Source organism: Sphingomonas sp. PP-CE-1A-559 (genome assembly GCF_004340965.1).
In the GTDB taxonomy this organism is placed as follows: domain Bacteria; phylum Pseudomonadota; class Alphaproteobacteria; order Sphingomonadales; family Sphingomonadaceae; genus Sphingomonas.
On record NZ_SLYA01000001.1, the window covers coordinates 1,117,404 to 1,141,109 of the forward strand.

Genomic DNA, 23,706 nt, shown 5'->3' on the forward strand with positions numbered 1-23,706 from the left:
GCCATATGGACCGTGCATCGTCCACCGGGTGTCTCGCATGCGCAAACTCTTCGATCCCATCCTCGCAGGCGGAAACCTCAAGGATCGGCTCTGGGCTTGCCTGGGCGCGCTGCTCGGCATCGGCCTGACCAGCGTAATCAGCGCGACGTTCGTTCACCCGCACGGAACGTTCCTGCTGATCGCCGCGCCGATGGGAGCCGCCGCGGTGCTCGTATTCGCGGTCCCGGCGAGCCCCCTGGCGCAGCCCTGGTCGGTGATCGGCGGGAACACCATCGCCGCGCTGGTCGGGGTCGCCGTCAGGATACTCGTACCGGCGCCCGAACTCGCCGCCCCGATCGCGGTCGGCGCGGCGATCCTGATGATGTCGCTGACCCGGTCGCTGCATCCGCCCGCCGGTGCGGTCGCGTTGACCGCGGTCGTCGGCGGCCCGGCGGTCGTCGATGCGGGCTTCGCGTTCGTGCTCGTCCCGATCGCGCTGAACGCTATCATACTGACCGCGTGCGGAATCCTGTTCCACCGGTTTTCAGGCCACAGCTATCCGCACCGTGTTCCCACCGTCGTGCCCGCGCCGATCGAAGCCGCGCTTCGGGCCGAGGATCTCGACAAGGCGCTCGCCGATCTCGGCGAAACGCTCGACGTCAGCCGTGAGGACCTCGACCTGTTGTTTGGTCGTGTCGAATACCACGCAGCCCAACGGCGTACGCGAATGGCTGGCGGCGGCCCCGTGGGACGCGCGGCTTAGCTGACCCCCAGGTCCGCCGGGCCGAACGCGTCAGGCAGCAATTCCGATACGACATAGGTGCGGATCGCGTCGCCTTCCGCCGCGCCGCAATGCACCGGCAGGTCGCGGCCGCCCATCTGCGCCGCTTCGTTGATGACCTGGCGACAGCGCCCACAGGGACTGACGGGGGACGCGCCGGTCGCGCGGCCGTCTGCGTCCATCGCGCCGCCGATTACGCCGATCGCGACGATATCGCGGAGCCGCCCTGCGGCGCTGGCGGTGGCGATCGCGACTGTCTCGGCACACAGCGACAGGCCGTAGCTGGCGTTCTCGAAGTTCGCGCCCGTGATGACCGTACCGTCGTCGAGCAACACCGCAGCACCGACCGCAAACCGCGAATAGGGCGCGTGGGCGTTGCGCGCGGCGTCGCGTGCTGCGGCTACGAGTTGGATTGCTTGATCAGTCATGATGCCACCACGTCCCAGTTTACCGGTCCCTCGATCCCGTCGATGCGGCGGAAGTCGCTCGCGCGCCACATCCGCCACGGCCGCGCGGTGTAGTCGGGCTTGAGGATATTCTCCACCGCCCAGAGCGGCCGAGGGATGGCATCGGACAGCGTGTATTTCGAGTCCACCGCCTTGCTGATCCGCAGCATTACCGGCTGCCGCGTGTGCGTCTCGACCATCGTCACGAACTGCGCGATGTCGGCGATCAGCGTCGCGCGGTCCGGCCGCGCGGTGCAGTCGTCGTGGAAGGCGATGTCAACCGCGGTCGGCAACGCATCGGACGTCCGGGGCACGAAGGTGTTGAACGCGTTCGCCTGCTCGTCCGCGCGCTGGCACAAGGAATAGACGTGAACCGCGCCGCGTCGCAGGCCGGCGTCGGGCAACGCCGCCCAGTTCGCCTCGAACGCCGGATCGCGGCGGTCGGTCCCCGACGTCGCGACGATATAGGCGAAGTCGGCGCCGCTCGCGCGCACCGTACCCCATTCGACCGGACCGGGGTTTTCGGCGAGGTCGATGCCCTGCAGCGGGTAGTGTTTGACGTCGGGATGCCAGCCGGTCGCCGCGGTCCAGCCGCAGATGCCGACAAAGCCGGTCGCGGCCAGCGCTGCCGCGAATTTCAAAAGTGCGTGAGCCATGGGTCTTCTAGTTGCGGATGTGGAGAACGCAGATCAGCGTGAACAGCCGTCGCGCGGTGTCGAAATCGACCTCGATCTTGCCGTCGAGACGCTCTTTCAGCAGCTCGGCAGCTTCGTTGTGGACGCCCCGGCGGGCCATGTCGACCGTCTCGATCTGCGCCGGGGAGGATTGCCGGATCGCCTGGTAATAGCTGTCGCAGATCGCGAAGTAATCCTTGATCGGTCGGCGAAATCGACCGAGCGCGAGCACCAGCGTCTCCAGATGCGTGTCGTCCTCGCGGTGGATATGGATGCCGAGGCGTCCTTCCTCCGACTGGAGCTTGATCTTGTACGGCCCCGCATAGCCGTCGGCATAGGCGCGCTGCGGGGCGAAGTGATTGCCCTCGATCAGGTCGAAGATCGCGATCCGGCGTTCCTGCTCGACGTCGGGCGAGCGCCAGCCGAGACTGGTCTCGTCGAGTTGCACGTCGATGATCCGCGGGTCGGCCATCCGCGTTCGATAGCGGGGGACATTCGCCCTGTCACTTATCCCCAGCATTCCGGCGCGATAGCTTGGACGAGGACCCATGCATCGCGTAGGTGCAGGGGATGGCAACTCTCGCATTCCCCGTTCCCGCCGTGGCCGAGCCGCAGCAGCTTCCCCGCAACGTCGAGGCCGAGGCCGCGATGCTCGGCGCGATGATGATCGACAACCGGCTCGCCGACGATCTGGTCGACAAGCTCGAACCGGGGCATTTCTTCGAGCCCGTCCACGGGCGCATCTTTGCGGCGATCAAGACGCTGCGTGGCAATGACATGCTCGTGACGCCGGTGACGCTGCGGCCGATGTTCGATGCGGACGAGGGCATGCGCGAGCTCGGCGGGCCGGCGTATCTGGCCGGGCTGACCGGCAGCGGTGCAGGCCTGATCGGCGCGCGCCAGTTCGCGCAGCAGATCTATGACCTTGCGATGCTCCGTGCGCTCGTGTCGGTCGGGCGGACGCTGGTCGATCGCGCGATGGACACCTCCGAGGAGGTTAATCCGCGTGCGCAGATCGAACTCGCCGAGGAGGAGCTGTTCAAGGTCGCGGCGGATGGGGGCTCCGAAAACACGGTGAAGTCGTTCGCGCAGGCGACGACCGCGGCGGTCAAGATGGCCGAGCGTGCGCTGAACTCGGGCGGCAATTTGTCGGGCGTTACCACCGGCATCGATTCGATCAACGCCAAGATCGGCGGCATGCATCACAGCGATCTCATGATCCTCGCCGGCCGTCCGGGCATGGGGAAGACGTCGCTCGCCACCAACATCGCGTTCAATGCCGCGCGGCGCTGGATGCGCGACATGGCCGACGGGATCGCGCCGAAGGACTCGGTCGGCGCGAAGGTCGCGTTCTTCTCGCTGGAGATGTCCGCGGATCAGCTCGCGACGCGTATTCTCGCCGAGCAATCCCAGATCTCGTCCGAATCGCTCCGCATGGGTAAGATCAGTCGGACCGAGTTCGCGCAGTTGGCGGCCGCCGCTGCCGAGTTGGAGAATTTGCCGCTGTTCATCGACGATACCGGCGGCCTTTCGATCGGTGCGCTGCATACGCGCGTGCGCCGGTTGCAGCGTCGGCATAACAACGAGATCGGGCTGGTGGTGGTCGATTACCTCCAACTGCTGTCGGGCTCTGGCAAGAGCAAGGACGGCAACCGCGTCCAGGAAATCTCCGAGATTTCGCGCGGCCTGAAGACCTTGGCGAAGGACCTCAATGTGCCGGTGCTGGCGTTGTCGCAGCTGTCGCGTGCGGTGGAATCGCGCGAGGACAAGACGCCGATGCTGTCGGATCTTCGCGAGTCGGGATCGATCGAGCAGGACGCCGACATGGTCTGGTTCGTGTACCGCGAGGATTATTACGTCGCGTCGAAGGAGCCCAAGCGCCCGGCGGAGGGCGACAGCTCGAAGATCTTCGAGGATCACGCGTCGTGGGCGGCGGAGATGGAGCGGGTGTATGGTCTGGCCGAGCTGATCATCGCGAAACAGCGCCACGGTGCGACGGGCAAGGTGCGGATGAAGTTCGATCCGACGATCACCAAGTTCTCGGATCTGGCGGAGTATTGATCCGCTTCTCCCTCGCCCCTTCGAGGAGAGGGAAGGGGCCCACGGCCCTTGCCGTGGGAAGGGAGAGGGGAGTGAGGCTAGGGACCTGAATCCCAACGCCCCTCTCCCTTCCGTCGCCAAGTGGCTCCTCCCTCCCTCTCCCCGAAGGGGCGAGGGAAAGTGGTCAGATCATCGGGTCGTAGTCGGTAGGGGCGTGGATGCCGCATTCGACCTTGTCGAAACTGCGCCAGCGGCCTGCGCGCGGGTCTTCGCCCGGGGCTACCTTGGTCGTGCACGGCGCGCAGCCGATCGAGAGATACCCCTGAGCCTCCAGCGGATGCCGCGGCAACTCATGCTCCGCGAAATAGGCGTCGAGCTTGGCCTTGTCCCAATCCGCCAGCGGGTTGATCTTCAACCGGCCCTCATCCTCTTCGAACCGCGGGAGAGCAGTACGCGTCCCCGACTGGAACCCCTTCCGCCCCGAAATCCACGCATCGAACGGCGCAAGAGCCCGCCGCAACGGCTCGACCTTGCGCAGATCGCAACACCCGTCGGGGTCGTACGACCACCGCAAGCCCGTCTTGTCCTTGATCGCCAGCAACCGCGGATCCGGCCGGAACACGCGCAGGTCCGTGAACCCCAGTCTCTCCGCCAGTTCGTCACGATACGCCAAGGTCTCCCCGAACATCTTCTGCGTATTCGTGAACACCACCGGCACGTCGACATCGACCTGCGCGACCATGTGCAGCAGCACCGCCGATTCCGCGCCAAACGACGACACCGCCGCGATCCGCCCGCGCAACTCGCCGACGAGCAGCTCGAACAGCATCTCCTGCGCGGAGACGCCTTCGAACCGCTCCTGCATCGCCATCGCGTCGGCGCGCGTGAACGCCGGCGTGACGTCGATCATGTCGAGCTGGCGCGCGGGCTCACCCATGGCGCAGCTTCCACACCGGCACGGCACCGTCCGCCGCCTTCTGGTATGGCGTATCGTAGCGCTCCAGGCTCGCGCGCAGCACGTCGATATCGATCGGCGCCTGGGGTGCGAAGCTGTCGAACCCGCAACGCCGCATCAGCGGAATCTGGTCGACCAGCACGTCGCCCTGCGCGCGCAGTTCGCCGGTATAACCCGCCTCGCGCAAAATCCGCGCCGACGAATAGCCACGCCCGTCGCGGTAGCCGGGGAAGCTCACCTCGATCAGCGCGAGCTGGTCGATCTGCGGCAACAGCGCGCGGGCATCGTCGCCCGCTTCCAGGCGCACGGCCGCCGCGTTGCTCTGGCCGATGAACGAATCGAGCGTCACCGCGGGCTCGTCATGCGGCTCGTCGTCGCGGAAGCGGAGCAGCGTCTGGTCCGGATACTCAACCATAGATCGCCTCCTTGAACGTCTCGAAGCCGACGCGGCGGTAGGTGTCGAGAAAGCGCTCGCCGGGGTCGCGGACCTGCAGATACCGGTCGGTGACGCGCTCGATCGCGTCGACCACGCCGTCCTCCGAGAAGCCGGGCCCGGTGATTTTCGCGAGGCTCACATCCTCCGCGCCCGAGCCGCCGAGCGAGAGCTGGTAATTCTCGGTGCCCTTCTTGTCGACGCCGAGGATGCCGATGTGGCCCGCGTGATGATGCCCGCAGGCGTTGATGCAACCGCTGATCTTGAGCTTCAGTTCGCCGAGGTCTCGCTGGCGATCGAGACTGCCGAACCGCGTTGCGATCTTCTGTGCGAGCGGAATCGAGCGCGCATTGGCGAGGCTGCAATAATCGAGACCGGGACAGGCGATGATATCGCTGATCAGATCGAGATTGGCCTCCGCGAGCCCGGCCTCGTTCAGCGCCGACCACACCGCGTGCAGATCGGCGATGCGGACGTGCGGCAGGACGATGTTCTGCGCGTGCGTGACGCGCAGTTCGTCGAAGCTGTAGCGCGTGCCGAGGTCGGCCATCACGTCGATCTGGTCCGCGGACGCGTCGCCGGGAATGCCGCCGATCGGCTTGAGGCTGATGTTGACGATCGCATAGCCCGGCTGCTTGTGCGCCTTCACGTTCTGGTCGAGCCAGACCGCGAAGTCGGGGTCGCTGCGGTCGAGTTCGGTCGAGGCGTTCGGGTCGAAATCGGGCGCGCCGAAGTGGCTCGTGATGCGCTCCAGTTCCGCGCGCGGTGGATCGAGTCCGAGCCCCTTAACCGCGGCGAACTCTTCCTCGACCTGGCGGCGATATTCGTCGGGGCCGATCTCGTGGAGCAGGATCTTGATCCTTGCCTTGTAGATGTTGTCGCGCCGGCCGTAGCGATTGTAGACGCGCAGGCACGCCTCGAGATAGCTCATCAGGTCGTCGGCGGGGACGAAGTCGCGGATTTCGTGGCTGATCATCGGCGTGCGGCCCATGCCGCCGCCGACGAAGATCTTCGCGCCGAGCTCACCGTCGCGGACGTGAAGACCGATGCCGATGTCGTGCAGCCGCATCGCCGCGCGATCCTCGTCCGCCGCGATCACGCAGATCTTGAATTTCCGCGGCAGGTACGTGAATTCCGGGTGGAACGTGCTCCACTGCCGGATCAGTTCGGCCCAGGGGCGCGGGTCGGCGACCTCGTCGGCGGCGGCGCCGGCGAACTGGTCGGAACTGATGTTGCGGATGCAGTTGCCGCTGGTCTGGATGGCGTGCATCTCGACCGTAGCCAGCTCCTGGAGGATGTCCGGAGTCTGATCGAGCTGGATCCAGTTGAACTGGATATTCTGGCGGGTGGTGAAGTGCCCGTAGCCTCGATCGTACTTCCGCGCGATATGTCCGAGCATCCGCATCTGCCGGCCGTCGAGCGTCCCGTACGGCACCGCGACGCGCAGCATGTACGCGTGCAGCTGAAGGTACAGGCCGTTCATCAGCCGGAGCGGCTTGAACTGGTCTTCTGTCAGCTCGCCCGAAAGGCGGCGGCGGACCTGGTCGCGGAACTCATCGACGCGCTGGTCGACGATCGCCTGGTCGTATTCGTCATATTTATACATATCAGATTACCCAGCTGCCGGCATTGGGGTCGGCGGGTTTGAGGGTCAGGTCGGGCCGCATCGTCGGGCCCAAGGCGCGGATCCGGTCCTTGATGTGGGCGGGGCGGGGGCCTTCGTCGGTCAGTGTCGCCTCGATCAGATAGGGCACATTGACGCGGCGCGCGCCTTCCTCCGCCTGGAGAATGGCTTCACCCGCGACGCCGACGTCCGCCGCGTCCTCGATGTGGCGCGACCAGCCAGTGCCGGTCCACCAGACGACGTCGCCGGTGGGAAGGTCGTTTCCGGTCAACAGCTTCATGCGGCGGCGTCCTCTGCTACGCGGGCCCAGCGGGCGAGTTTGTCTTCGGCGTCCGACAGTTCGACGACTTCGCCGACGACGATGATCGCCGGGCTTTTCACCGCCTCGCGCGTGACCATCGCGCCGAGATCGGCAAGCAGCGTTCGGATCGCACGGCTGCCCTTGAGCGTGCCGCGTTCAAGCACGGCGACGGGCATGTCGGGCGCGACGCCGTCGGCCATGAGCTTGTCGGCGATCTCGGTCGCGGTGGCGATGCCCATGTAGATCACGAGCGTGCGGCCCTGGCCGGCGAGCCCGGACCAGTCCTGTTCGGTCAGGCCTTTGCACTGGCCCGCGACAAAGCTGACTGCGCTCGAATGATCGCGGTGGGTGAGGGGGAGCATTGCTTCGGCGGCACAGCCTAGTGCGGCCGAGACGCCGGGGATCACCTCGACGGGCAGGCCGGCAGCGCGGACCGCTTCGACCTCCTCGCCGCCGCGGCCGAACACGAACGGATCGCCACCCTTGAGCCGGATGACGATCGCGCCGGTCTTAACGTGCGCGATGATCAGCGCGTTGATCGCCTCCTGCGGCAGCGTGTGGCGCGCGCGCTGCTTGGCGACCGAGATGCGCTGTGCGCCCGGCGGTGCGATGTCTAGTACGCGCGGATCGATCAGCCCGTCATGCACGACGACGTCGGCGGTCTTCAGCGCCTCGACCGCGCGGACGGTGAGGAGACCGGGATCGCCCGGCCCCGCCCCGACGAGGATGACGCGCCCGCGGGCGGTGGGGTCTAGGAGGCTTGCCATGCGACCGGAGATGGGCGGATGGGCGCTGCGCTGCAACCGAATGATGCTTTGGCGGGAGGTAGGATTGCTTTTGCGCTGGTAGATCAAGGTGACTGTCGGCGAACCGGACGATCCTCCCCCGCCAGGGGAGGTGGCGCGTAGCGACGGAGGGGGAGGACACGGAACCAAGGTCGTCTCTTACCTCCCCCTCCGTCTGGCAAGAGCCAGCCACCTCCCCCTGGCGGGGGAGGATCGAAGGTATCAGCCGTCGGCGAGACCGATCCCGATTGACGCACGCGCGCTTTCGGACTCGCTGCTGACCACCGGATACGCGCAGTAGTCGGCTGCATAATAGGCGCTTGGGCGGTGGTTGCCCGACCAGCCGATTCCGCCGAACGGCGCGCCCGACGAGGCGCCATTGGTCGGCTTGTTCCAGTTGACGATGCCGGCGCGGATGTTCGCCCAGAACCGGTCGTACAGCGCGGGGGTCTGGCTGATGAGCGAGGCGGACAGGCCGTAGCGCGTGTTGTTCGCCTCGGCGATCGCGGCGTCGAAATCGTCGACGCGGACGACCTGCAGGATCGGGCCGAACAGCTCGATATCGGGGCGGTCGGCGATGTCGGTGACGTCGATCAGCGCGGGCTTCAGGAACGGCAAATCCTCGACCGGGCGTTCGAGATGGCGGATCGGGCGACCGCCACGCATGAGCAGTTCGAGGAAGCTCTCGCTGAGTTGGTCTGCCGCTTCGTTGTCGATTACCGGGCCCATGAACGGCGCCGGGTTCGCATGCGGTTCGCCGACGATGATCCGGCCGACCATCTTGTCGAGCGTGGCGACCAGCGGGTCGTACAGCTTCGTGTCGACGATCAACCGGCGCGCGGCGGTGCAGCGCTGGCCGGCGGTGGTGAAGGCCGACTGGATGATCAGCACGGCGGCGGTGTGCAGATCGGGCGCGTCCCAGACGACGATCGGATTGTTGCCGCCCATCTCGAGCGCGAGGATCTTCTCGGGCTTGTCGGCGAACGCGCGGTTGAGCGCGAGGCCGGTGCGCGCCGAGCCGGTGAACAGCAGCCCGTCGATATCGGGGTGCGCGGCGAGTGCCTTACCCTCGTTGGGGCCACCGATGACCAAACGAATGCACTCGGCCGGTACGCCCGCGGCGCGGAAGCATTCGACGAGGAACGCGCCGACGGCGGGGGTCTTTTCGGATGGCTTGAAGACCACCGCATTGCCGGCGATCAGCGCGGGGACGATGTGGCCGTTGGGCAGATGCGCGGGGAAGTTGTACGGCCCGAGCACCGCGAGAACGCCGTGCGGCTTGTGGCGGACGGCGATCCGCGATCCCATCGTCGCTTCGAGGCGGCGCTGCGCGGTGCGATCGGCATAGGCGCTGACCGAGATGTCGACCTTGGCAATGACCGTCTCGACTTCGCCGCGCGCTTCCCAGATCGGCTTGCCGGTCTCGCGCGCGATCAGGTCAGTAAAGGCGTCGTTGCGCTGGCGGACGATGTTGGCGAAGCGCCGCATCGTCTCGATCCGGAAGGCGAGTGGTTTCGACGCCCAGCTCGACCAGCCGGCGCGCGCGCAGGCCACTTCGGCATCGACGTCGCCGATCGGGTGGCGCCAGAGGACCGCGCCGGTGGCCGGTTCGTGGGAGATGATCTCGTCGGACATGCGCTGCTCTTGCCTTGATTCGCAGCGAGTTTCCACTGGCGCGCGCCGTTTTGCTCCCCTCCCTGAAAGGGAGGGGCTGGGGGTGGGTCGGGTTCCATGGGTTCAGACGCTCGCGGCTCAGGCCGACCGACCCACCCCCGACCCCTCCCTTCCAGGGAGGGGAAATTACTGGGCTAGCGCTTCGCCCATTTTGCGGATCGCGGCGACCTTGGCGTTTAGCAAACTCCAGTCATCATGCGCGTCGATCGGGGCCCAAATCGCTTCGACCTCGTCGATGAGCATGCTGCATGGCTCGCCCGACCAATAGGGGTGCGAGCGGTCTTTCCGAGGTTCGTATGACGCGAGTGCGGCGCGGACTTCGGTCCAGGGTTCGTCGTAGGCGCTGGGCAAATCCCCACCGAACGCATCGAAGAAGAAGCGCTCGATCCCGACGGCGGAGGTGCGGAGCGCGCGTTCGGTGGCCTGGACGAGGTCGCGGTCGGTATCGGGATCGCGCGGGCGGACGCCGAGGCGCCAGAGGATCGCCTGCGTGACTTCGGGTTGGTAGCGCGGGCCAAACTGGTCGAGCGCCGCCACCAGTGGGTCGCTGTCGGCGATCTGGCGAAGCGCGACGGCGAGTTGCATCACGTCCCAGTGGATCGCCTCGGGCTGGCGACCGAACGCGTAGAGCCCCTGGTGGTCGAAATAGGCGGCGGTGAAGGCCGGGTCCCAGGTCGGGGCGAACCGCCACGGGCCGTAGTCGAAGCTCTCCCCGGTGACGTTGATATTGTCCGAATTGAGCACGCCGTGGACGAAGCCCGCTGCCATGTAGCGCGCTGCAAGCCGTGCAGTGCGACCGACGACGAGGTCGAGCAGGCGGACCGGATCGTCGCTGTCCTCGTCGTAGAGGTTGCGGAGTGTGTAGCCGACGAGTTTGCGCAAGCCTGCTTCGTCGCGGTGGTAGCCGAGGCGCTGGAAGCTGCCGATGCGGACGTGGCTGTGATTGAGGCGGACCAGCACCGCCGAGCGCGTCGGGCTAGGCTCATCGCCACGTTGGAGTTCCTCGCCAGTCTCGATCAGCGACAGCGTGCGCGAGGTGGGGACGTTGAGCGCTTCGAGCATCTCGGTCGCGAGGATCTCGCGGACACCGCCCTTGAGCGTGAGGCGGCCGTCACCGGCACGGCTCCACGGCGTCTGGCCCGACCCCTTGGTCCCGAGGTCCATCAGGCGACCTCGATCGTCGCGCATCTGCGCGAAGGTGAAGCCGCGGCCGTCGCCGAGATCGGGGTTGTAGTTGCGGAACTGGTGGCCGTGGTAGCGGAGCGCGAACGGCTGGGGGAGCGTGCCAGGGAGCGGCTCGAACCGGCCGAAATGGCGTGTCCATTCGTCGTCGGTGAGCCGGTCGACTCCGATCTGCGCGGCGGCGCGATCGTTGCGGAAGCGCAGCCTTGTCTCGGGGAAGTCGGCGGGCGCGACGGGATCGAAGAAGCCGTCGCCGAGCTCGAGGAGCTTTGCTTCGGGGCGATAGGCTTGCGGGGAGATGGGCATGCGGCGATATGGTGGCCGCTACCTGAAGGACGCAACCATGGCCGCTTACGAAAACCTCTATTGGTGGTCCAACGATGGGCTGAGACTCCACGCGAGGGATTATCCGGGCGGTGAGGAAGGGCAGCCGCCGATCATTTGCATGGCGGGGCTTACGCGGAATGCGCGCGATTTCGATGCGTTGGCGGCCAGGCTGGCGGGGCGCTGGCGCCTGATCGCGGTGGACTTTCGTGGGCGGGGCGAGAGCGCCTACGCGAAGGACCCAATGTCGTACGTCCCGCTGACCTACGTGCAGGACGTCGAGGCCTTGCTGACCGACCAGGGTATCGATCGGTATATCGCGTTCGGCACGTCGCTCGGCGGGATCGTCACGATGCTGATGGCTGGGCCATCGCGCGGCCGGATGATGGCGGCGTTGCTCAACGACGTTGGCCCGGAGATCGACGCGCAGGGGCTGTCGCGAATCCGCGGCTATGTCGGCAAGGCGAGCGTGTTCCCAACCTGGATGCATGCAGCCCGCTGCGTTTCGGAGAACAACGCCGACGTCTATCCCGACTGGCAGATCGAGGACTGGCTGGCGATGGCCAAGCGGCTGTACCGGCTCAACAGTTCTGGGCGGATCGTGCTCGACTACGACCTAAAGATCGCCGAGCCGTTCCGCGTGCCGGGGAACGAGGCGGGGCCGGACATGTGGCAGGCGCTGGGCTCGCTCCGCGATGTGCCGACGTTGATCGTGCGTGGCGGGCGATCGGACCTGTTGTCGGCGGCGACGGCGGAGCGGATGGCGGCATCGCTCGATCAGGCGGAACTGGTGACGGTGCCGGGTGTCGGCCACGCGCCGACGCTAAGCGAGACGATGCTGCAGGAGCCGATCGACCGGTTGCTGGCGCGCGCGCTTGAGGGGGCGGCGATCCGCGCTTAGGGACATCCGGCTGGGACTGCGCGTTTGGCGTCGACCTTACTGACAAGCCGGGAAACTCGATGACCGAACGCGCCGACCTCCACACGACCACCCGCCCGCTGAAGGGCCGCCGCGCGATCATTACCGGAGGCACGACCGGGATCGGCCGGGCGATCGCGGTCATGCTCGCCGCGAACGGAGCCAAGGTTTACGTCTGTGGGCGCGACGAGCGTTATCTGCAGGACGCGCTCGCGCACATCCGCCAAGTCGGCGAAGGTGACGGGATGATCACCGAACTGGCCGATCCAGACAAGGTCCGCGCGTTCTTCGATGCGGGCGAGGCGTATCTCGGCGGGTTCGACATCACCGTCGTCAACGCGGCGGTAGCGGCCGGTGGCCTGACTCAGATGAGCGAGGACGAACTACGCTACGCGATCGCGGTCGATTTTACCGCCTATCTGCTCAGCGCGCATCATGCCGCAAACCGGATGACGCCGATCGGCGATATGGTCATAATCGGCTCGCTCAGCGCGCATATCCTTGGGCCAAGCTCGACTGTGTATGCCGGGATCAAGTCGGGTATCGCGGGTTTTTCCGAAGCGTTGCGGCGCGAACTGGGGCCGAAGGGTATTCGCGTATCGCTGGTCGAGCCGGGCAAGGTCGGGTCGGACATGCAATATCCCGACGTGCCCGACGACAAGCAGCGCCAGATGATCGAGGCGGAGCAGATGCTGCGCGGCGAGGACATCGCGGCGGGGGTCGAGTTCCTGCTCACCCAGCCGACGCGATCGGTGATCCAGCAGATCGTGATCGTCCCGCGCGCGCTTGAGGGGGAATGATCTTCCCTTCTAGTTCTCGCGCGGAGGCGGGAGCCCAGGATACCATAGGGCGGCATTCATAACCCTGGGCCCCTGCTTTCGCGAGGGAACACGGCATACTCATCAAGGAGAATAGCATGTTCGACCAGCTCGTCTTCACCCCCGCCGACATCGATCTGTCTCGCTCGCCACTGGCGGGGAAGGTCGGCGCGGAGACCTATGTGCTCGGCGCGTTCAATCCCGGGATGACGCGGCTGGCGAACGGCAATCTACTGTTAATGGTGCGCGTGGCGGAGGCGCTGAAGAAGCCGATCAGGGATGGCAACGTCCATGCGATCCGCTGGGAAGACGGTGCGTATGTGCTCGACGCTTGGCCGCTGACGATGGTGGATACCAAGGATCCACGCAAATTCCTGATCCCCGGCGGCGGGTGGAAGGTGATGGCGCTGACCTCGCTGTCGTGGCTGCTCCCGGTCGAGCTCGAGCCTGAGGGCCGCTCGGTGGTCGCGGTGCATTACGACAAGGCGATCGCGCCGCGTACGTCATACCAATGCTATGGCGTCGAGGATGCGCGGATCTCGAAGGTCGGCGACCGCTATCTGATGACCACCTGCTCGGTCAGCCCGGAACGGCATTCGACGACGTTGTATTCGTCCGCCGACGCGCTCGACTGGCAGCTCGAGGGCATCGTCCTCGATCACCAGAACAAGGACATGCTGATCTTCGAGGGCCTGATCGGTGGGCAGTATTGGGCGCAGACCCGGCCGCTCGGCGACCTGTATTTCGCCTATCCCCCGGGCAGCGAATGGCGCAGCGGGCCGTCGATCAACCTGTCGCGCTCGCCCGATGCGCTGCATTGGAAGCCGCACGACAAGCCCGGCATCCGGCCACATGCGGCCACCGTCTCGACCGCGCGGATGGGTGGCGGCGCGCCGCCGATCCTGACCGATCGGGGTTGGCTGACCTTATGGCATGGCGTCGAGCCGTCCGGCGTGGTCGGGATTTACCGGACGTACTGGTCGATCCTGGACAAGGACGATCCCTCGATCACGGTGGCGACCGAGCATGCCGCACTGCTGGAGCCGAACCCGGCGCTGACCGAGCCGTTGAAGGACAGCATGTACCTCGACAACGTCGTCTTCACGACGGGCATCGCCGACGCGGGCGACTTCTACGTGGTGGCTAGTGGTGAGGCGGATCTGGCATGCCGGATCACGCACATCGCCAAGGAAGTGTTCGCAGGCTGAGCGCTAGCCAGGAGGGAGGACGCAGCGCGCGGCCTCCCTCCTGGAAAGTCGGATCAGCAGCGGCCGAACGACTTCGAAACGACGACATGGCCGGCGACCGAGATCGTGACCTTCACGCCGGTAGGGATGCCCCATGTCGTGCAGATGTCGAGGCAAGCCTGCGCTGCGGTTCCGCTGGGGAAGATCGACGGAATGGGCAGGCAGATCGAGCCGAACCCTAGCGGCAGATTGACGCAGACCTGTCCGTTGTTGACCGTGACGCTGATACACCCGCCGGCCAGTACCAATGCACCGCCATTGGAAACGTCGGTCTCCGCACTAACCGAAGCAATATTGGCCGACTTTGCATGTTGCGAAGCGGCATCGAGAGCACTCTGGATCTGTTTTGGATCGAAATCATAGGCAGCCATAACGGTCATCCTTCTATTGCCGGTATTCCGGTCCAGCTGTTTTACGGGCGAGGTCGCATAAGGCTCAACGCGAACATTGTCCGTTTCGCTTGGCTATCAATGCAAAGACTTGGATGAATGGTCCGATTCGACGGCAATACTGTACCGAAGGTAGTCGTGTTGGCGGCGCTTGCGCATGGCAAGTCCGCACGCGCCCTTGAAAGCGCTCGCGAAAATCGGCATCGCGTCGGCCATGGCCGCTCCCGTGAACATCCTCCACCTTCACTCCTCGTTCGACCTAGGCGGGAAGGAGGCGCGCGCGGTTCGGCTGATGAATGCGTTCGGTGATCGCGCGAAGCATACCATCGTCTCGGGCGTGCCCGATGCGCTGAGCGCGCGAGACTCGATCGCGAAGGGGGTGCGCTACGAGATCGCGCAGAACCCGCCGCCGCTGACGGGCAAGCCTTCGGTCGCGCGCTACGAGGCAATCGCGCAGTATATGCGGCGGTTCGACCTGGTGCTGAGCTATAATTGGGGTGCGATCGACGGGGCGATGGCGCGACGGGCGTTCGCCAAGGGATCGCCGCCGCTGGTGCATCACGAGGATGGCTTCAACGCGGACGAGGCTAGCGGGCTCAAGCTCGAGCGCAACATCTATCGGCGGCTGGCGCTGGGCGCTGCGCATGCGTTGGCGGTACCCTCCGAGGTGCTGGAGGGGATCGCACTGAAGACCTGGAAGCAGCCTCGAGAGCGCGTGCACCGGATCGTCAACGGGATCGGCACGGCCTATTATGCGCAGAAGCCCGAGCCGAAGGCGATCCCGGGGTTCACGCCCAACGCCAAGGAAGTCGTGATCGGCGCGCTTGCGGGTCTGCGCGAGGTGAAGGACCTTACCGCGCTCGTTCGCGCGGTCGGCGGCGTGTCGGGTCGTATACGCCTCGTGATCGTCGGCGAAGGGCCGGAGCGCGCGAACATTATCCAGGCCGCCGCGGCGATGGGGATGGCGGACAAGTTGGTCCTGCCAGGATTCTTGGATCGCCCCTACCGCTACATCGGCCATTTCGACATGCTCGCGGTGTCGTCGCGGAGCGAGCAGTTTCCGATCTCGGTGGTCGAGGCGATGGCGGCCGGCTTGCCGATCGCAAGCTATCCGGTCGGTGACATTACGCGGATGGTCTCGCCCGAGAATTTGCCGTTCGTTACCGAGATCGCCAACGAGGTTCGGTTGCGCGATGCGTTGCAGGCGCTGGTCGCCGATCCCGCCTTGCGCGCCTCGGTCGGTGCCGCGAACCAGGCCAAGGCGCGCGCAGAATTCGACGAAGAGGTTATGATCGCTCGCTATCGCGCGCTGTACGAAGATGCCCTGAACCGTCCGGGTGCGCTAACCTAGGTCGTAATATTGCTCGCACGCTGCGTCCTTGCGATATAGGGGGCCGTATTTTCCGGGAGAGGTGACGTCGTGTTCAAGGGCCTGAAGCCTATCGTCTATAACGGTCGGGAAGTCTGGCCTCTGGTTGAGGGCGGCAAAGGCGTCGCCGCGACCAACCACGCGTCGGCCGGCGCCTGGGCTGCGGCCGGGGGCATCGGCACCGTGTCGGCGGTCAACGCCGACAGCTACGATCCCGAGGGCAAGATCATCCCGCAGGTCTATGCGGCGCTGACGCGGCGCGACCGGCACGAGGAACTCGTCGAATACGCCATCGAAGGCGCGGTCCAGCAGGTCGAACGCGCGTACGAGATCGCCGACGGCAAGGGCGCGATCAACATCAACGTCCTGTGGGAAATGGGCGGCGCGCAGCGGATCCTGCACGGCGTTCTCGAACGTACGCGCGGCAAGGTTGCCGGCGTCACCTGCGGCGCGGGCATGCCGTACAAGCTGTCCGAGATCACCGCGTCCTACGGCGTCAGCTACCTGCCGATCGTCAGCTCCGGCCGCGCCTTCCGCGCGCTGTGGAAGCGGGCGTATTCGAAGGCAGCCGAGTGGCTTGCCGCGGTGGTGTACGAGGATCCGTGGCTCGCGGGCGGGCATAACGGCCTGTCGAATGCCGAGGACCCGTTGAAGCCGCAGGACCCGTATCCGCGCGTGAAGGAACTCCGCGACGTGATGCGCGAAGGCGGCATCTCGGACGACGTGCCGATCGTGATGGCCGGCGGCGTTTGGTATCTGCGCGACTGGAACGACTGGATCGACAATCCCGAGCTCGGCACGATCGCGTTCCAGTTCGGCACGCGGCCCTTGCTGACGCGCGAGAGCCCTATCCCGCAGGGGTGGAAGGACGCGTTGACGCAGATCGAGGAAGGCGATGTGCTGCTGCACAAATTCTCGCCGACCGGCTTCTACTCGTCTGCAGTGCGCAATCCGTTCCTGCGCTCGTTGGAGGCTCGGTCCGAGCGCCAGATCGCATTCTCGACGCAGGAGGCTGGCGACCACGTCTTCCAGCTCGACGTCGGCGTGAAGGGCAAGAACTTCTGGGTCACGCGCAACGACCTGCTGCGTGCGCGGCAGTGGTTCGGCGAGGGCTATACCGATGCGCTCAAGACGCCTGACAACACGCTGGTGTTCGTCAGCCCGACTGAGAAGGGCATGATCCGCAAGGATCAGGCCGACTGCATGGGCTGCCTGTCGCAATGCTCGTTCTCGAGCTGGGCGGATACCGAGACGAACTCGACCGGACGCCTCGCCGACCCGCGCAGCTTCTGCATCCAGAAGACGTTGCAGGACATCGCGCATGGCGGGGACATCGACCAGAACCTGATGTTCGCGGGCCATGCCGCGTATAATTTCAAGAAGGATCCGTTCTATTCGAACGGGTTCGTGCCCAGCGTTGGGCAGTTGGTCGATCGGATTTTGACGGGCGATTGAGGCGAGGGTGGCCGCGCGTCGATGCTGTCGAACCTTCGATAGTATCGGTTGTGCGACACCTCGTGCCCTGTAACGGATCGGCTCTTATCGGCTGGACGAAAAGGCAGGTTGTTTCCCCGCGGAGGCGGGGACCCAGACTGGGCTCCCGCCTTCGCGGGAGAACAAGGGAGGGTCGAACGGCGTTCGAGTTCGGCCGCAATCTTACCTAGACGCGCGCCAAGCAGGTTTCAGGCAATGGATTGGGGTTGGCGAATCTTGGCTTGAATCCACGGCGGTTGTTTCTCGTTCGCGAGGCCAACAGGAATAGGACGCACTCATGACGTTACACGCCTGGTGGCTGTTCGTGGTCGCGGTGTTCCTCCTGTGCGGAACGCCCGGCCCCAACATGCTGCACGTCATGACGCGCAGCATCACCTTCGGCGCGCGGCGCAGCGTCGCGGCGATGGCGGGGTGCCTGACCGCGCTGGTGCTCGTGCTGGCGGCGTCGGCGGCGGGTGTGTCCGCGCTGCTCGCGGCATGGCCGCGGGTGTTCGACGCGCTGCGCTATGCCGGCGTCGCGTACCTCATATTCCTCGGGATCAAGGCGTGGCGCGGGGCGGGGTCTCCGATCGATGTCGGCGACGATACGTCGCCGGTGGCGCTCCCTCCTTCCGTATCGGCGTGGCGCCTGTTTCGCGGCGGGTTCGTGATCGGGATCAGCAATCCGAAACTGCTGCTGTTCGCCGCAGCCTTCCTGCCGCAGTTTGTCGACCGCGCGTCACCGCAGGCTCCGCAGTTCGCGATCCTCGTGGTGACTTTCGCGGTGGTCGAGAGCTTCTGGTACGGCATGTATGCAGCCGGTGGGCGGACGCTCGCGCGCTATCTGACGCGCCCGGCGTTGCGGCGCGCGTTCGACCGCGTGACGGGGGCGATTTTCATCGGGTTTGGGCTCGCGCTGCTGCGGGTGCGAGCATAGCGGGGCACGCAGTGCCATTGCCGTTCGGGGCGATAGCGCGCATAGCCGAGGCATCGCGGCGCTTCGTACGGGCAGGCTGCGACTGAGAGATGCTTTGCGCTCCCGCTCCGCGCCGGGAATGCCGCATGACGATCTATTCTTTCTTTGTGATCTCAGGGGCCGCATCGTGACGACGGGCACCGAAACGGTCGTGCCGATCTCGCGCGCCGTCAACGTCAGCGTCGAACAGCCTCAGGTGGTGGCGATGTGCAAGAAGCATGACGCGATCATCAGTGCGATCGAGACGCTGCCATCAGGTGGCACGCGCGTCGTGCTGATGAACAGTGCCGATGCCGCCAAGATCATCAAGGCGTTCGGGTCGAAGGTTCTGACCGGGAACGTCGCGCGGACGCACTGGATGCGTGCGGTTTAAGATCGCTGCGATCCTCCCCCGCCAAGGGGAGGTGGCCGGCGCTTGCAAGTCGGAGGGGGAGGCGAGCGAACCTGCTGTTCCGCGTCCTCCTCCTCCGTCACCTTCGGTGCCACCTCCCCTTGGCGGGGGAGGATCGTCTATTGATCAGTCGGCGACGGTGCCGACGACGGCACCACCAGCACCACCAACGGCCGCACCCTTCTCGACGCTGCCACCGGTCGCGGCGGCAACGCCTGCGCCACCCGCAGCACCGATGCCCGCGCCCTTGAGCGTGGAGCATGCGCTCATCGAGACGGCGGATGCGACCAGCAGGGCGGAAACGGCAAACTTCTTCATCTTGGATACTCCTGTCTCTCCGGGGGTATCCAACAAATGCTGCACCGCGGCATCGGTTCCAAAAAATCTTGATGTAGATTGTATCGGCGGGGTCAGATCCAGCCGTCGAGCACTTGGTCCGGCGGGCGATGGCCATCGGCCCACATCCGGATATTCTGGATGACGCGCTCGCCCGACGCCATTCGCCCCTCGAGCGTTGCGGAGCCCATGTGCGGCAGCATCACGACGTTGGGCAGAGCAAGCAAACGCGGATCGATCACCGGCTCGTGCGCCCAGACATCGAGCCCCGCGCCCGCGAGTTTGCCCGCCTCCAGCGCATCGACCAGCGCACTCTCGTCGACGATCCCGCCACGCGCGGCGTTGATGAGGTACACATGCGGCTGCAGCAGCGCGATCCGGCGGGCGTCGATCAGGTCGCGGCTGTCGGCGTTCAGGGGCGTGTGGATCGTGACGATGTCGACCGCCCCGAGCATGTCGTCGAGCGATGCATGGAAGGTGGCGGCCAGCTGCGCCTCGCGGACCGCGGGCAGGCGGGTGCGGTTATGATAATGGATCGTTAGCCCGAACGCGCGTGCCCTCAGCGCGACCGCCTGGCCGATCCGACCCATCCCGACGATCCCGAGCGCCTTGCCGCCGATCCGGTGGCCGAGCATCCCGCCGGGGCTCCAGCCCTTCCACTGGCCCGACCGAACCAGCTTCTCGCCTTCGGCCAGCCGCCGCGGCACCGACAGGATCAGCGCCATCGTCATGTCGGCGGTGTCCTCGGTGAGGACCCCCGGCGTGTTGGTGACGATGATCCCGCGCGCGCGCGCCGCCTTGAGGTCGATATGGTTCACGCCCGCGCCGTAGTTGGCGATCAGCTTCAGGCGGTCGCCCGCGCCCGCGATCAGCGCCGCGTCGATGTCGTCGGTCACGGTCGGCACGAACACGTCGCAGTCGGCCATTGCCGCAGCAAGCTGATCGCGGTCGAGCTTGGTGTCGGCACGGTTGTTCTGCGTGTCGAACAGCGCCTCCATCCGATCCATGAGTGTGTCGGCCAGCTCGCGGGTGACGACGACCTTGGGGTTCGGACAGCGGCGTGTGTCGGTCATGCGTCTGGCTTGGCGAAGGTGCTCGTGCCCGTCAACGTTCCGTCAACGTCGTGGCCGCAACTTCGGTTGAGGAAAGCGGTTCGTCGCGATAGGATATCGGCTCGCCAGTTAGGACATGACCATGCGCATTCTCGCCGCCGCGCTTTCCGTTTTCGTTGCCACTGCGCTGGTGCCCGACCCGGCAACCGCAGCCGACGCGACCAAGAAGAGCGTGCCCTATTACGCCTCGATCTCGGCGTCGCGCGCGCGGATGCGGACCGGGCCGGCGCGGACCTATCCGGCGAGCTGGCTGTATCAGCGCCAGGATCTGCCGATCAAGGTGGTCGCGATCTTCAAGGAATGGCGCAAGGTCGCTGATCCCGATGGCACGGAAGGCTGGATGCAGGCGAACCTGCTCAGCGGCACGCGCACCGCGATCGTCCACGGCGCGGGGCCGGTGGAGATGCGCGAGAAGCCCGTCTCGTCCGCCAAATTGCTGTGGCGTGCAGCGCCGGGCGTGGTCGGGAGGCTGAGCCAATGCGGCAATGGCTGGTGCAGGATGGACGTGAAGGGGCAGGCGGGGTTTGTTGCGGTTGGGGGGCTTTGGGGTGTCGAGGCCGGTGACGTCTTGCCTTGAGGTTTGAGGGGGCTGTTTTGTTGGCGGCGTCGCGTGATGCGGAAACCGACCCACCCCCGGCCCCTTCCTTTCAGGGAGGGGGGAAGTCAGCGGATCAGTTCATTAGTTCCACTGCCATCGCAGTCGCCTCGCCGCCGCCGATGCAGAGCGAGGCGAGGCCGCGCTTCTGCCCGGTGGTCTCTAGCGCCGACAGCAACGTCGCGAGGATCCGCGCACCGCTAGCGCCAATAGGATGACCGAGCGCACACGCGCCGCCGTGGATATTCACCTTGTCATGCGGCAGGCCAAGGTCGCGCATCGCGATCATCGCGACGACGGCGAACGCTTCGTTGACCTCGAACAGGTCGATGTCCGACGCCGACCAGCCGGCCTTTTCCATCGCCTTCCGCATCGCGAACACCGGCGCGGTCGTGAACAGCGACGGTGCGTGAGCATGTGCGGCATGCGCCACGACCCGCGCGATCGGCGTGATCCCGAGCCGTTCGGCAACGCTCGCCCGCGTCATCACCAAGGCCGCAGCGCCGTCGGAGATCGACGAGGCGTTGGCGGCGGTGATCGTGCCGTCCTTCGAAAAGGCAGGCTTCAGCGTCGGGATCTTGGCGACGTCGCCCTTGGCCGGCTGCTCGTCGAGCGAGACCGTGGTCGTGCCCTTGCGCCCTGCGATATCGACGGAGACGATCTCGCGGTCGAACGCGCCGGACTTCTGCGCGGCTTGCGCCCGGTGCAGCGACTCGATCGCGTAGTCGTCCATCTGTGTGCGCGTGAACTGGTATTCGTGTGCGGTGTCCTCCGCGAAATTGCCCATCAGCTTGCCGGGTTCGTACGCATCCTCGAGCCCGTCGAGATACATGTGGTCGTACATCCGGTCATGCCCGATCCGCGCCCCGCCACGGTGGCTCTTCGAGAGATACGGCGCGTTGGTCATGCTCTCCATGCCGCCCGCGACGAGCAGGTCGACCGAGCCGGCCGCGAGCGCATCCGCGGCTAGGATCGCGGCCTGCATCCCCGAACCGCACATCTTGTTGACCGTCGTCGCCTCGACGTGATCGCCAAGCCCGGCGTTGATCGCAGCCTGCCGCGCCGGCGCCTGGCCTAGCCCGGCGGGGAGCACGCAGCCCATGTAGATCCGCTCGATCTCCGCCGCCGACACGCCCGAGCGCGCGACTGCACCGCGCACCGCGTCGGCGCCAAGCTGCGTCGCGGTGGCGCCGGCAAGCGCGCCCTGGAACGATCCCATCGGCGTACGCGCGTAGGACAGGATGACGATGGGATCTCGATCGGCGGCCACTTCACTCTCCATATATTCTTCTGCCCCCGTATCTGGGGTTGATGTGCGGCAATACAAAGCACCGCAGGATGCGCCTAGACCTCCCTTCATGGAAACACTCATCACGACGCTCAAATGGTGTGCAGCAGGGTCGGGGGTGATCGCCGCCTTCATGGTGTCGCTCGACTTCGGGCGGCGCGTGACGGGGTGGGGTTTCGTGCTGTTCGTCGGGTCGTCGATCGCATGGCTGAGCGGTGCGGCCTTGACCGGGGACTGGGCGCTGGGCACGCAGAACATCGTGTTGTTCGGGATCAACCTCCTCGGCGTGTATCGCTACCTGGTGCGGAAAACGGGTGTCTGAGGCTGCGTTCTGGGCGGTGTTGCTGGGGGTGCTCGGGGCGATCATCGGCAGCTTCGTCGCGGCACTGGTGACACGCTGGCCCGACGGGCGATCGGTGATGCAGGGGCGGTCCGCGTGCGACGGGTGCGGACGGACTCTCCGCGCGGTCGAGCTGGTGCCGCTGCTGAGTGCGCTCGTCCTGCGCGGCCGGTGCAAAGGGTGCGGGGTCGCGATCAGTCCGGTGCACTGGCGGATCGAGCTGGCCGGGTTGGCGATCGGCTTGGCTGCGGGGCTCGTTGCGCCGGGGGGAGTCGGCATCGTCGGCGCGGTGTTCGGATGGCTGTTGCTGGCGCTGGCAAGCCTGGACCTCGTCGCGTTCTGGCTGCCCGATCGGCTGACGATGCTTCTCGCCGCGACCGGGCTCGTTGGCGCCGCGCTCGGCATCGACCCACCGCTACAGGAACGGCTGATCGGCGGGCTCGCCGGGTTCGGCACGCTCTGGCTGGTCGCGTTCGGCTATAGACGCATACGTGGCCGCGACGGCATGGGCGGCGGCGATCCCAAGCTGTTCGGTGCGATCGGACTGTGGCTTGGGTGGCAGATGTTGCCCGCCGTCCTGCTGATCGCGAGCATGATCGGGCTCGGCGTCGTCCTTGCCGCACACCTCAAGGGGCGCAGCATGGCAGCGGACACCGCGCTTCCATTCGGCGCGTTGCTGGCGATCGCGGCTTATCCCGCGTGGCTGTTCATGATAGGCGTGACGCCATGATATCGCTCGCTCTTATGCTCGCGCTGCAAGCCGCGACGCCTGCGCCAGCTGCCAATTCAGGTCCGGGTCCCCTCGGCGAGATCGGCCAGCAGAAGCTCCCCGCCAAGGGGTGCGCCGCGTATCTCTGGAGCATGGATGCCGGCCGCCAACTCGTCGCGATGGCGACCGCCGACCCCGCGCAGATCCGTCTCGCGATCGATGGCAAGACGACCGACTTCGCGATGACGACCCAGTCGCCCGCGATCGGCTTCGGCTTTGGCGGCGTGACCCAGTATCGCGGCGGCGACGTGACCGCGACGCTGGACATGGCGGTCGCGGTGCGCGCCGACATCTCCGCTGGCGCGACCGTGACGTCCGCGACGCTACGGATCGACCGCCCCGGGCGCGATACCGTGGTCATGCCGGTCGGTGGCCTAATCGGCTGTGTCTGAGGTTAATTTTTGTGAAACCAAGCCGTCCTATGTGCGTTACGTGGACGAAGATGGGGGTGAATCGAGCACGATCGCTGCCTGTAAAGGGGATCGT

At 66.1% G+C, this 23,706-nt stretch carries 28 protein-coding genes; 13 read left to right on the top strand and 15 right to left on the bottom strand.

The window, feature by feature from the left end:
* Positions 1 to 37 precede the first annotated feature (37 nt).
* Positions 38 to 742, top strand: coding sequence for an HPP family protein (locus C8J42_RS05125; protein ID WP_133019104.1), 705 nt, complete (start codon positions 38 to 40; stop codon positions 740 to 742).
* Here C8J42_RS05125 and C8J42_RS05130 read toward each other — a convergent pair.
* The 3 genes from C8J42_RS05130 to C8J42_RS05140 are packed head-to-tail and all read right to left on the bottom strand — an operon-like array spanning position 739 to position 2,352.
* Positions 739 to 1,188, bottom strand: a complete 450-nt coding sequence (locus tag C8J42_RS05130; RefSeq protein WP_133019105.1) for a cytidine deaminase — start codon at positions 1,186 to 1,188, stop codon at positions 739 to 741. The genes C8J42_RS05125 and C8J42_RS05130 overlap by 4 nt on opposite strands.
* A complete protein-coding gene (locus tag C8J42_RS05135) occupies positions 1,185 to 1,862 on the bottom strand; it encodes a GH25 family lysozyme (protein ID WP_133019106.1) in 678 nt (225 codons plus the stop codon). Before C8J42_RS05135 ends, C8J42_RS05130 begins: the two co-directional genes overlap by 4 nt.
* Positions 1,863 to 1,869: 7 nt before the next feature.
* Positions 1,870 to 2,352: a UPF0262 family protein gene (locus C8J42_RS05140; RefSeq protein WP_133019107.1), complete on the bottom strand. Its 483-nt coding sequence runs from the start codon at positions 2,350 to 2,352 to the stop codon at positions 1,870 to 1,872.
* A gap of 98 nt (positions 2,353 to 2,450) precedes the next feature.
* Here C8J42_RS05140 and C8J42_RS05145 point away from each other — a divergent pair, with 98 nt between their 5' ends.
* Positions 2,451 to 3,941: a replicative DNA helicase gene (locus tag C8J42_RS05145; RefSeq protein WP_056063049.1), complete on the top strand. Its 1,491-nt coding sequence runs from the start codon at positions 2,451 to 2,453 to the stop codon at positions 3,939 to 3,941.
* A 163-nt stretch (positions 3,942 to 4,104) separates the two neighbouring features.
* Here C8J42_RS05145 and C8J42_RS05150 read toward each other — a convergent pair whose 3' ends face one another.
* The 7 genes from C8J42_RS05150 to C8J42_RS05180 form a co-directional block, all read right to left on the bottom strand.
* Positions 4,105 to 4,857 (bottom strand): phosphoadenylyl-sulfate reductase, encoded by a 753-nt coding sequence (locus tag C8J42_RS05150; RefSeq protein ID WP_133019108.1) that lies wholly within the window; start codon positions 4,855 to 4,857, stop codon positions 4,105 to 4,107.
* Entirely contained in the window at positions 4,850 to 5,290 is a 441-nt protein-coding gene (locus tag C8J42_RS05155; RefSeq protein WP_056050673.1) for a DUF934 domain-containing protein, read from the bottom strand. The genes C8J42_RS05150 and C8J42_RS05155 overlap by 8 nt, the downstream gene beginning before the upstream one ends.
* A complete protein-coding gene (locus tag C8J42_RS05160) occupies positions 5,283 to 6,914 on the bottom strand; it encodes a nitrite/sulfite reductase (protein WP_133019109.1) in 1,632 nt (543 codons plus the stop codon). The genes C8J42_RS05155 and C8J42_RS05160 overlap by 8 nt, the downstream gene beginning before the upstream one ends.
* 1 nt (position 6,915) lies before the next feature.
* Positions 6,916 to 7,212 carry a DUF2849 domain-containing protein gene (locus C8J42_RS05165; protein ID WP_133019110.1) on the bottom strand — a complete coding sequence of 99 codons (297 nt, stop codon included), beginning with the start codon at positions 7,210 to 7,212 and terminating at the stop codon, positions 6,916 to 6,918.
* The gene (gene cobA, locus C8J42_RS05170) at positions 7,209 to 8,000 is read right to left on the bottom strand and encodes a uroporphyrinogen-III C-methyltransferase (protein ID WP_133019111.1); all 792 of its coding nucleotides are present in this window, start codon (positions 7,998 to 8,000) and stop codon (positions 7,209 to 7,211) included. Before cobA ends, C8J42_RS05165 begins: the two co-directional genes overlap by 4 nt.
* Positions 8,001 to 8,240: 240 nt before the next feature.
* Positions 8,241 to 9,653, bottom strand: a complete 1,413-nt coding sequence (gene astD, locus C8J42_RS05175; protein WP_133019112.1) for a succinylglutamate-semialdehyde dehydrogenase — start codon at positions 9,651 to 9,653, stop codon at positions 8,241 to 8,243.
* A gap of 165 nt (positions 9,654 to 9,818) precedes the next feature.
* Positions 9,819 to 11,180: a protein adenylyltransferase SelO gene (locus C8J42_RS05180; protein ID WP_133019113.1), complete on the bottom strand. Its 1,362-nt coding sequence runs from the start codon at positions 11,178 to 11,180 to the stop codon at positions 9,819 to 9,821.
* A gap of 37 nt (positions 11,181 to 11,217) precedes the next feature.
* Here C8J42_RS05180 and C8J42_RS05185 point away from each other — a divergent pair, with 37 nt between their 5' ends.
* The 3 genes from C8J42_RS05185 to C8J42_RS05195 all read left to right on the top strand — a co-directional run bounded on the left by C8J42_RS05185 (position 11,218) and on the right by C8J42_RS05195 (position 14,143).
* The gene (locus tag C8J42_RS05185; RefSeq protein ID WP_133019114.1) at positions 11,218 to 12,099 is read left to right on the top strand and encodes an alpha/beta hydrolase; all 882 of its coding nucleotides are present in this window, start codon (positions 11,218 to 11,220) and stop codon (positions 12,097 to 12,099) included.
* A 59-nt stretch (positions 12,100 to 12,158) separates the two neighbouring features.
* Positions 12,159 to 12,917 (top strand): SDR family oxidoreductase, encoded by a 759-nt coding sequence (locus C8J42_RS05190; protein ID WP_133019115.1) that lies wholly within the window; start codon positions 12,159 to 12,161, stop codon positions 12,915 to 12,917.
* 116 nt (positions 12,918 to 13,033) lie between these two features.
* Complete coding sequence (locus C8J42_RS05195) at positions 13,034 to 14,143, top strand: glycosidase (RefSeq protein ID WP_133019116.1); 1,110 nt, start codon at positions 13,034 to 13,036, stop codon at positions 14,141 to 14,143.
* A gap of 53 nt (positions 14,144 to 14,196) precedes the next feature.
* Here the strand turns inward: C8J42_RS05195 and C8J42_RS05200 are convergent, their stop codons facing one another.
* Complete coding sequence (locus C8J42_RS05200; protein ID WP_133019117.1) at positions 14,197 to 14,553, bottom strand: hypothetical protein; 357 nt, start codon at positions 14,551 to 14,553, stop codon at positions 14,197 to 14,199.
* Between the two features lie 96 nt (positions 14,554 to 14,649).
* Positions 14,650 to 14,787, bottom strand: coding sequence for a hypothetical protein (locus C8J42_RS20030; RefSeq protein ID WP_165895428.1), 138 nt, complete (start codon positions 14,785 to 14,787; stop codon positions 14,650 to 14,652).
* Here C8J42_RS20030 and C8J42_RS05205 point away from each other — a divergent pair.
* From C8J42_RS05205 to C8J42_RS05220, 4 genes are all read left to right on the top strand, one after another.
* Positions 14,786 to 15,922 carry a glycosyltransferase gene (locus C8J42_RS05205; RefSeq protein ID WP_133019118.1) on the top strand — a complete coding sequence of 379 codons (1,137 nt, stop codon included), beginning with the start codon at positions 14,786 to 14,788 and terminating at the stop codon, positions 15,920 to 15,922. The two genes, C8J42_RS20030 and C8J42_RS05205, sit on opposite strands and share 2 nt — an antisense overlap.
* A 69-nt stretch (positions 15,923 to 15,991) precedes the next feature.
* A complete protein-coding gene (locus tag C8J42_RS05210) occupies positions 15,992 to 17,395 on the top strand; it encodes a nitronate monooxygenase (RefSeq protein ID WP_133019119.1) in 1,404 nt (467 codons plus the stop codon).
* A 316-nt stretch (positions 17,396 to 17,711) separates the two neighbouring features.
* On the top strand, positions 17,712 to 18,350 hold the full coding sequence (locus C8J42_RS05215; protein WP_133019120.1) for a LysE family translocator: 639 nt from the start codon (positions 17,712 to 17,714) through the stop codon (positions 18,348 to 18,350).
* 166 nt (positions 18,351 to 18,516) lie between these two features.
* A complete protein-coding gene (locus tag C8J42_RS05220) occupies positions 18,517 to 18,762 on the top strand; it encodes a hypothetical protein (RefSeq protein WP_133019121.1) in 246 nt (81 codons plus the stop codon).
* A 144-nt stretch (positions 18,763 to 18,906) separates the two neighbouring features.
* On the opposite strand, the gene C8J42_RS05225 is transcribed toward C8J42_RS05220, so the two are convergent.
* Positions 18,907 to 19,098, bottom strand: coding sequence for a hypothetical protein (locus tag C8J42_RS05225; protein WP_093399163.1), 192 nt, complete (start codon positions 19,096 to 19,098; stop codon positions 18,907 to 18,909).
* Between the two features lie 92 nt (positions 19,099 to 19,190).
* A complete protein-coding gene (locus tag C8J42_RS05230) occupies positions 19,191 to 20,189 on the bottom strand; it encodes a D-glycerate dehydrogenase (protein WP_133019122.1) in 999 nt (332 codons plus the stop codon).
* A 115-nt stretch (positions 20,190 to 20,304) separates the two neighbouring features.
* Here C8J42_RS05230 and C8J42_RS05235 point away from each other — a divergent pair, with 115 nt between their 5' ends.
* Positions 20,305 to 20,805, top strand: coding sequence for an SH3 domain-containing protein (locus tag C8J42_RS05235; protein ID WP_133019123.1), 501 nt, complete (start codon positions 20,305 to 20,307; stop codon positions 20,803 to 20,805).
* A gap of 94 nt (positions 20,806 to 20,899) precedes the next feature.
* Here the strand turns inward: C8J42_RS05235 and C8J42_RS05240 are convergent, their stop codons facing one another.
* Entirely contained in the window at positions 20,900 to 22,105 is a 1,206-nt protein-coding gene (locus tag C8J42_RS05240; protein WP_133019124.1) for an acetyl-CoA C-acyltransferase, read from the bottom strand.
* A gap of 76 nt (positions 22,106 to 22,181) precedes the next feature.
* Here C8J42_RS05240 and C8J42_RS05245 point away from each other — a divergent pair, with 76 nt between their 5' ends.
* From C8J42_RS05245 to C8J42_RS05255, 3 genes are read left to right on the top strand one after another with little or no spacing between them, the layout of a single operon-like run.
* Positions 22,182 to 22,433: a hypothetical protein gene (locus C8J42_RS05245; RefSeq protein WP_165895429.1), complete on the top strand. Its 252-nt coding sequence runs from the start codon at positions 22,182 to 22,184 to the stop codon at positions 22,431 to 22,433.
* Positions 22,426 to 23,181 carry an A24 family peptidase gene (locus C8J42_RS05250; protein ID WP_133019125.1) on the top strand — a complete coding sequence of 252 codons (756 nt, stop codon included), beginning with the start codon at positions 22,426 to 22,428 and terminating at the stop codon, positions 23,179 to 23,181. The genes C8J42_RS05245 and C8J42_RS05250 overlap by 8 nt, the downstream gene beginning before the upstream one ends.
* Entirely contained in the window at positions 23,178 to 23,612 is a 435-nt protein-coding gene (locus C8J42_RS05255) for a hypothetical protein (RefSeq protein WP_133019126.1), read from the top strand. The genes C8J42_RS05250 and C8J42_RS05255 overlap by 4 nt, the downstream gene beginning before the upstream one ends.
* Positions 23,613 to 23,706: the final 94 nt, after the last annotated feature.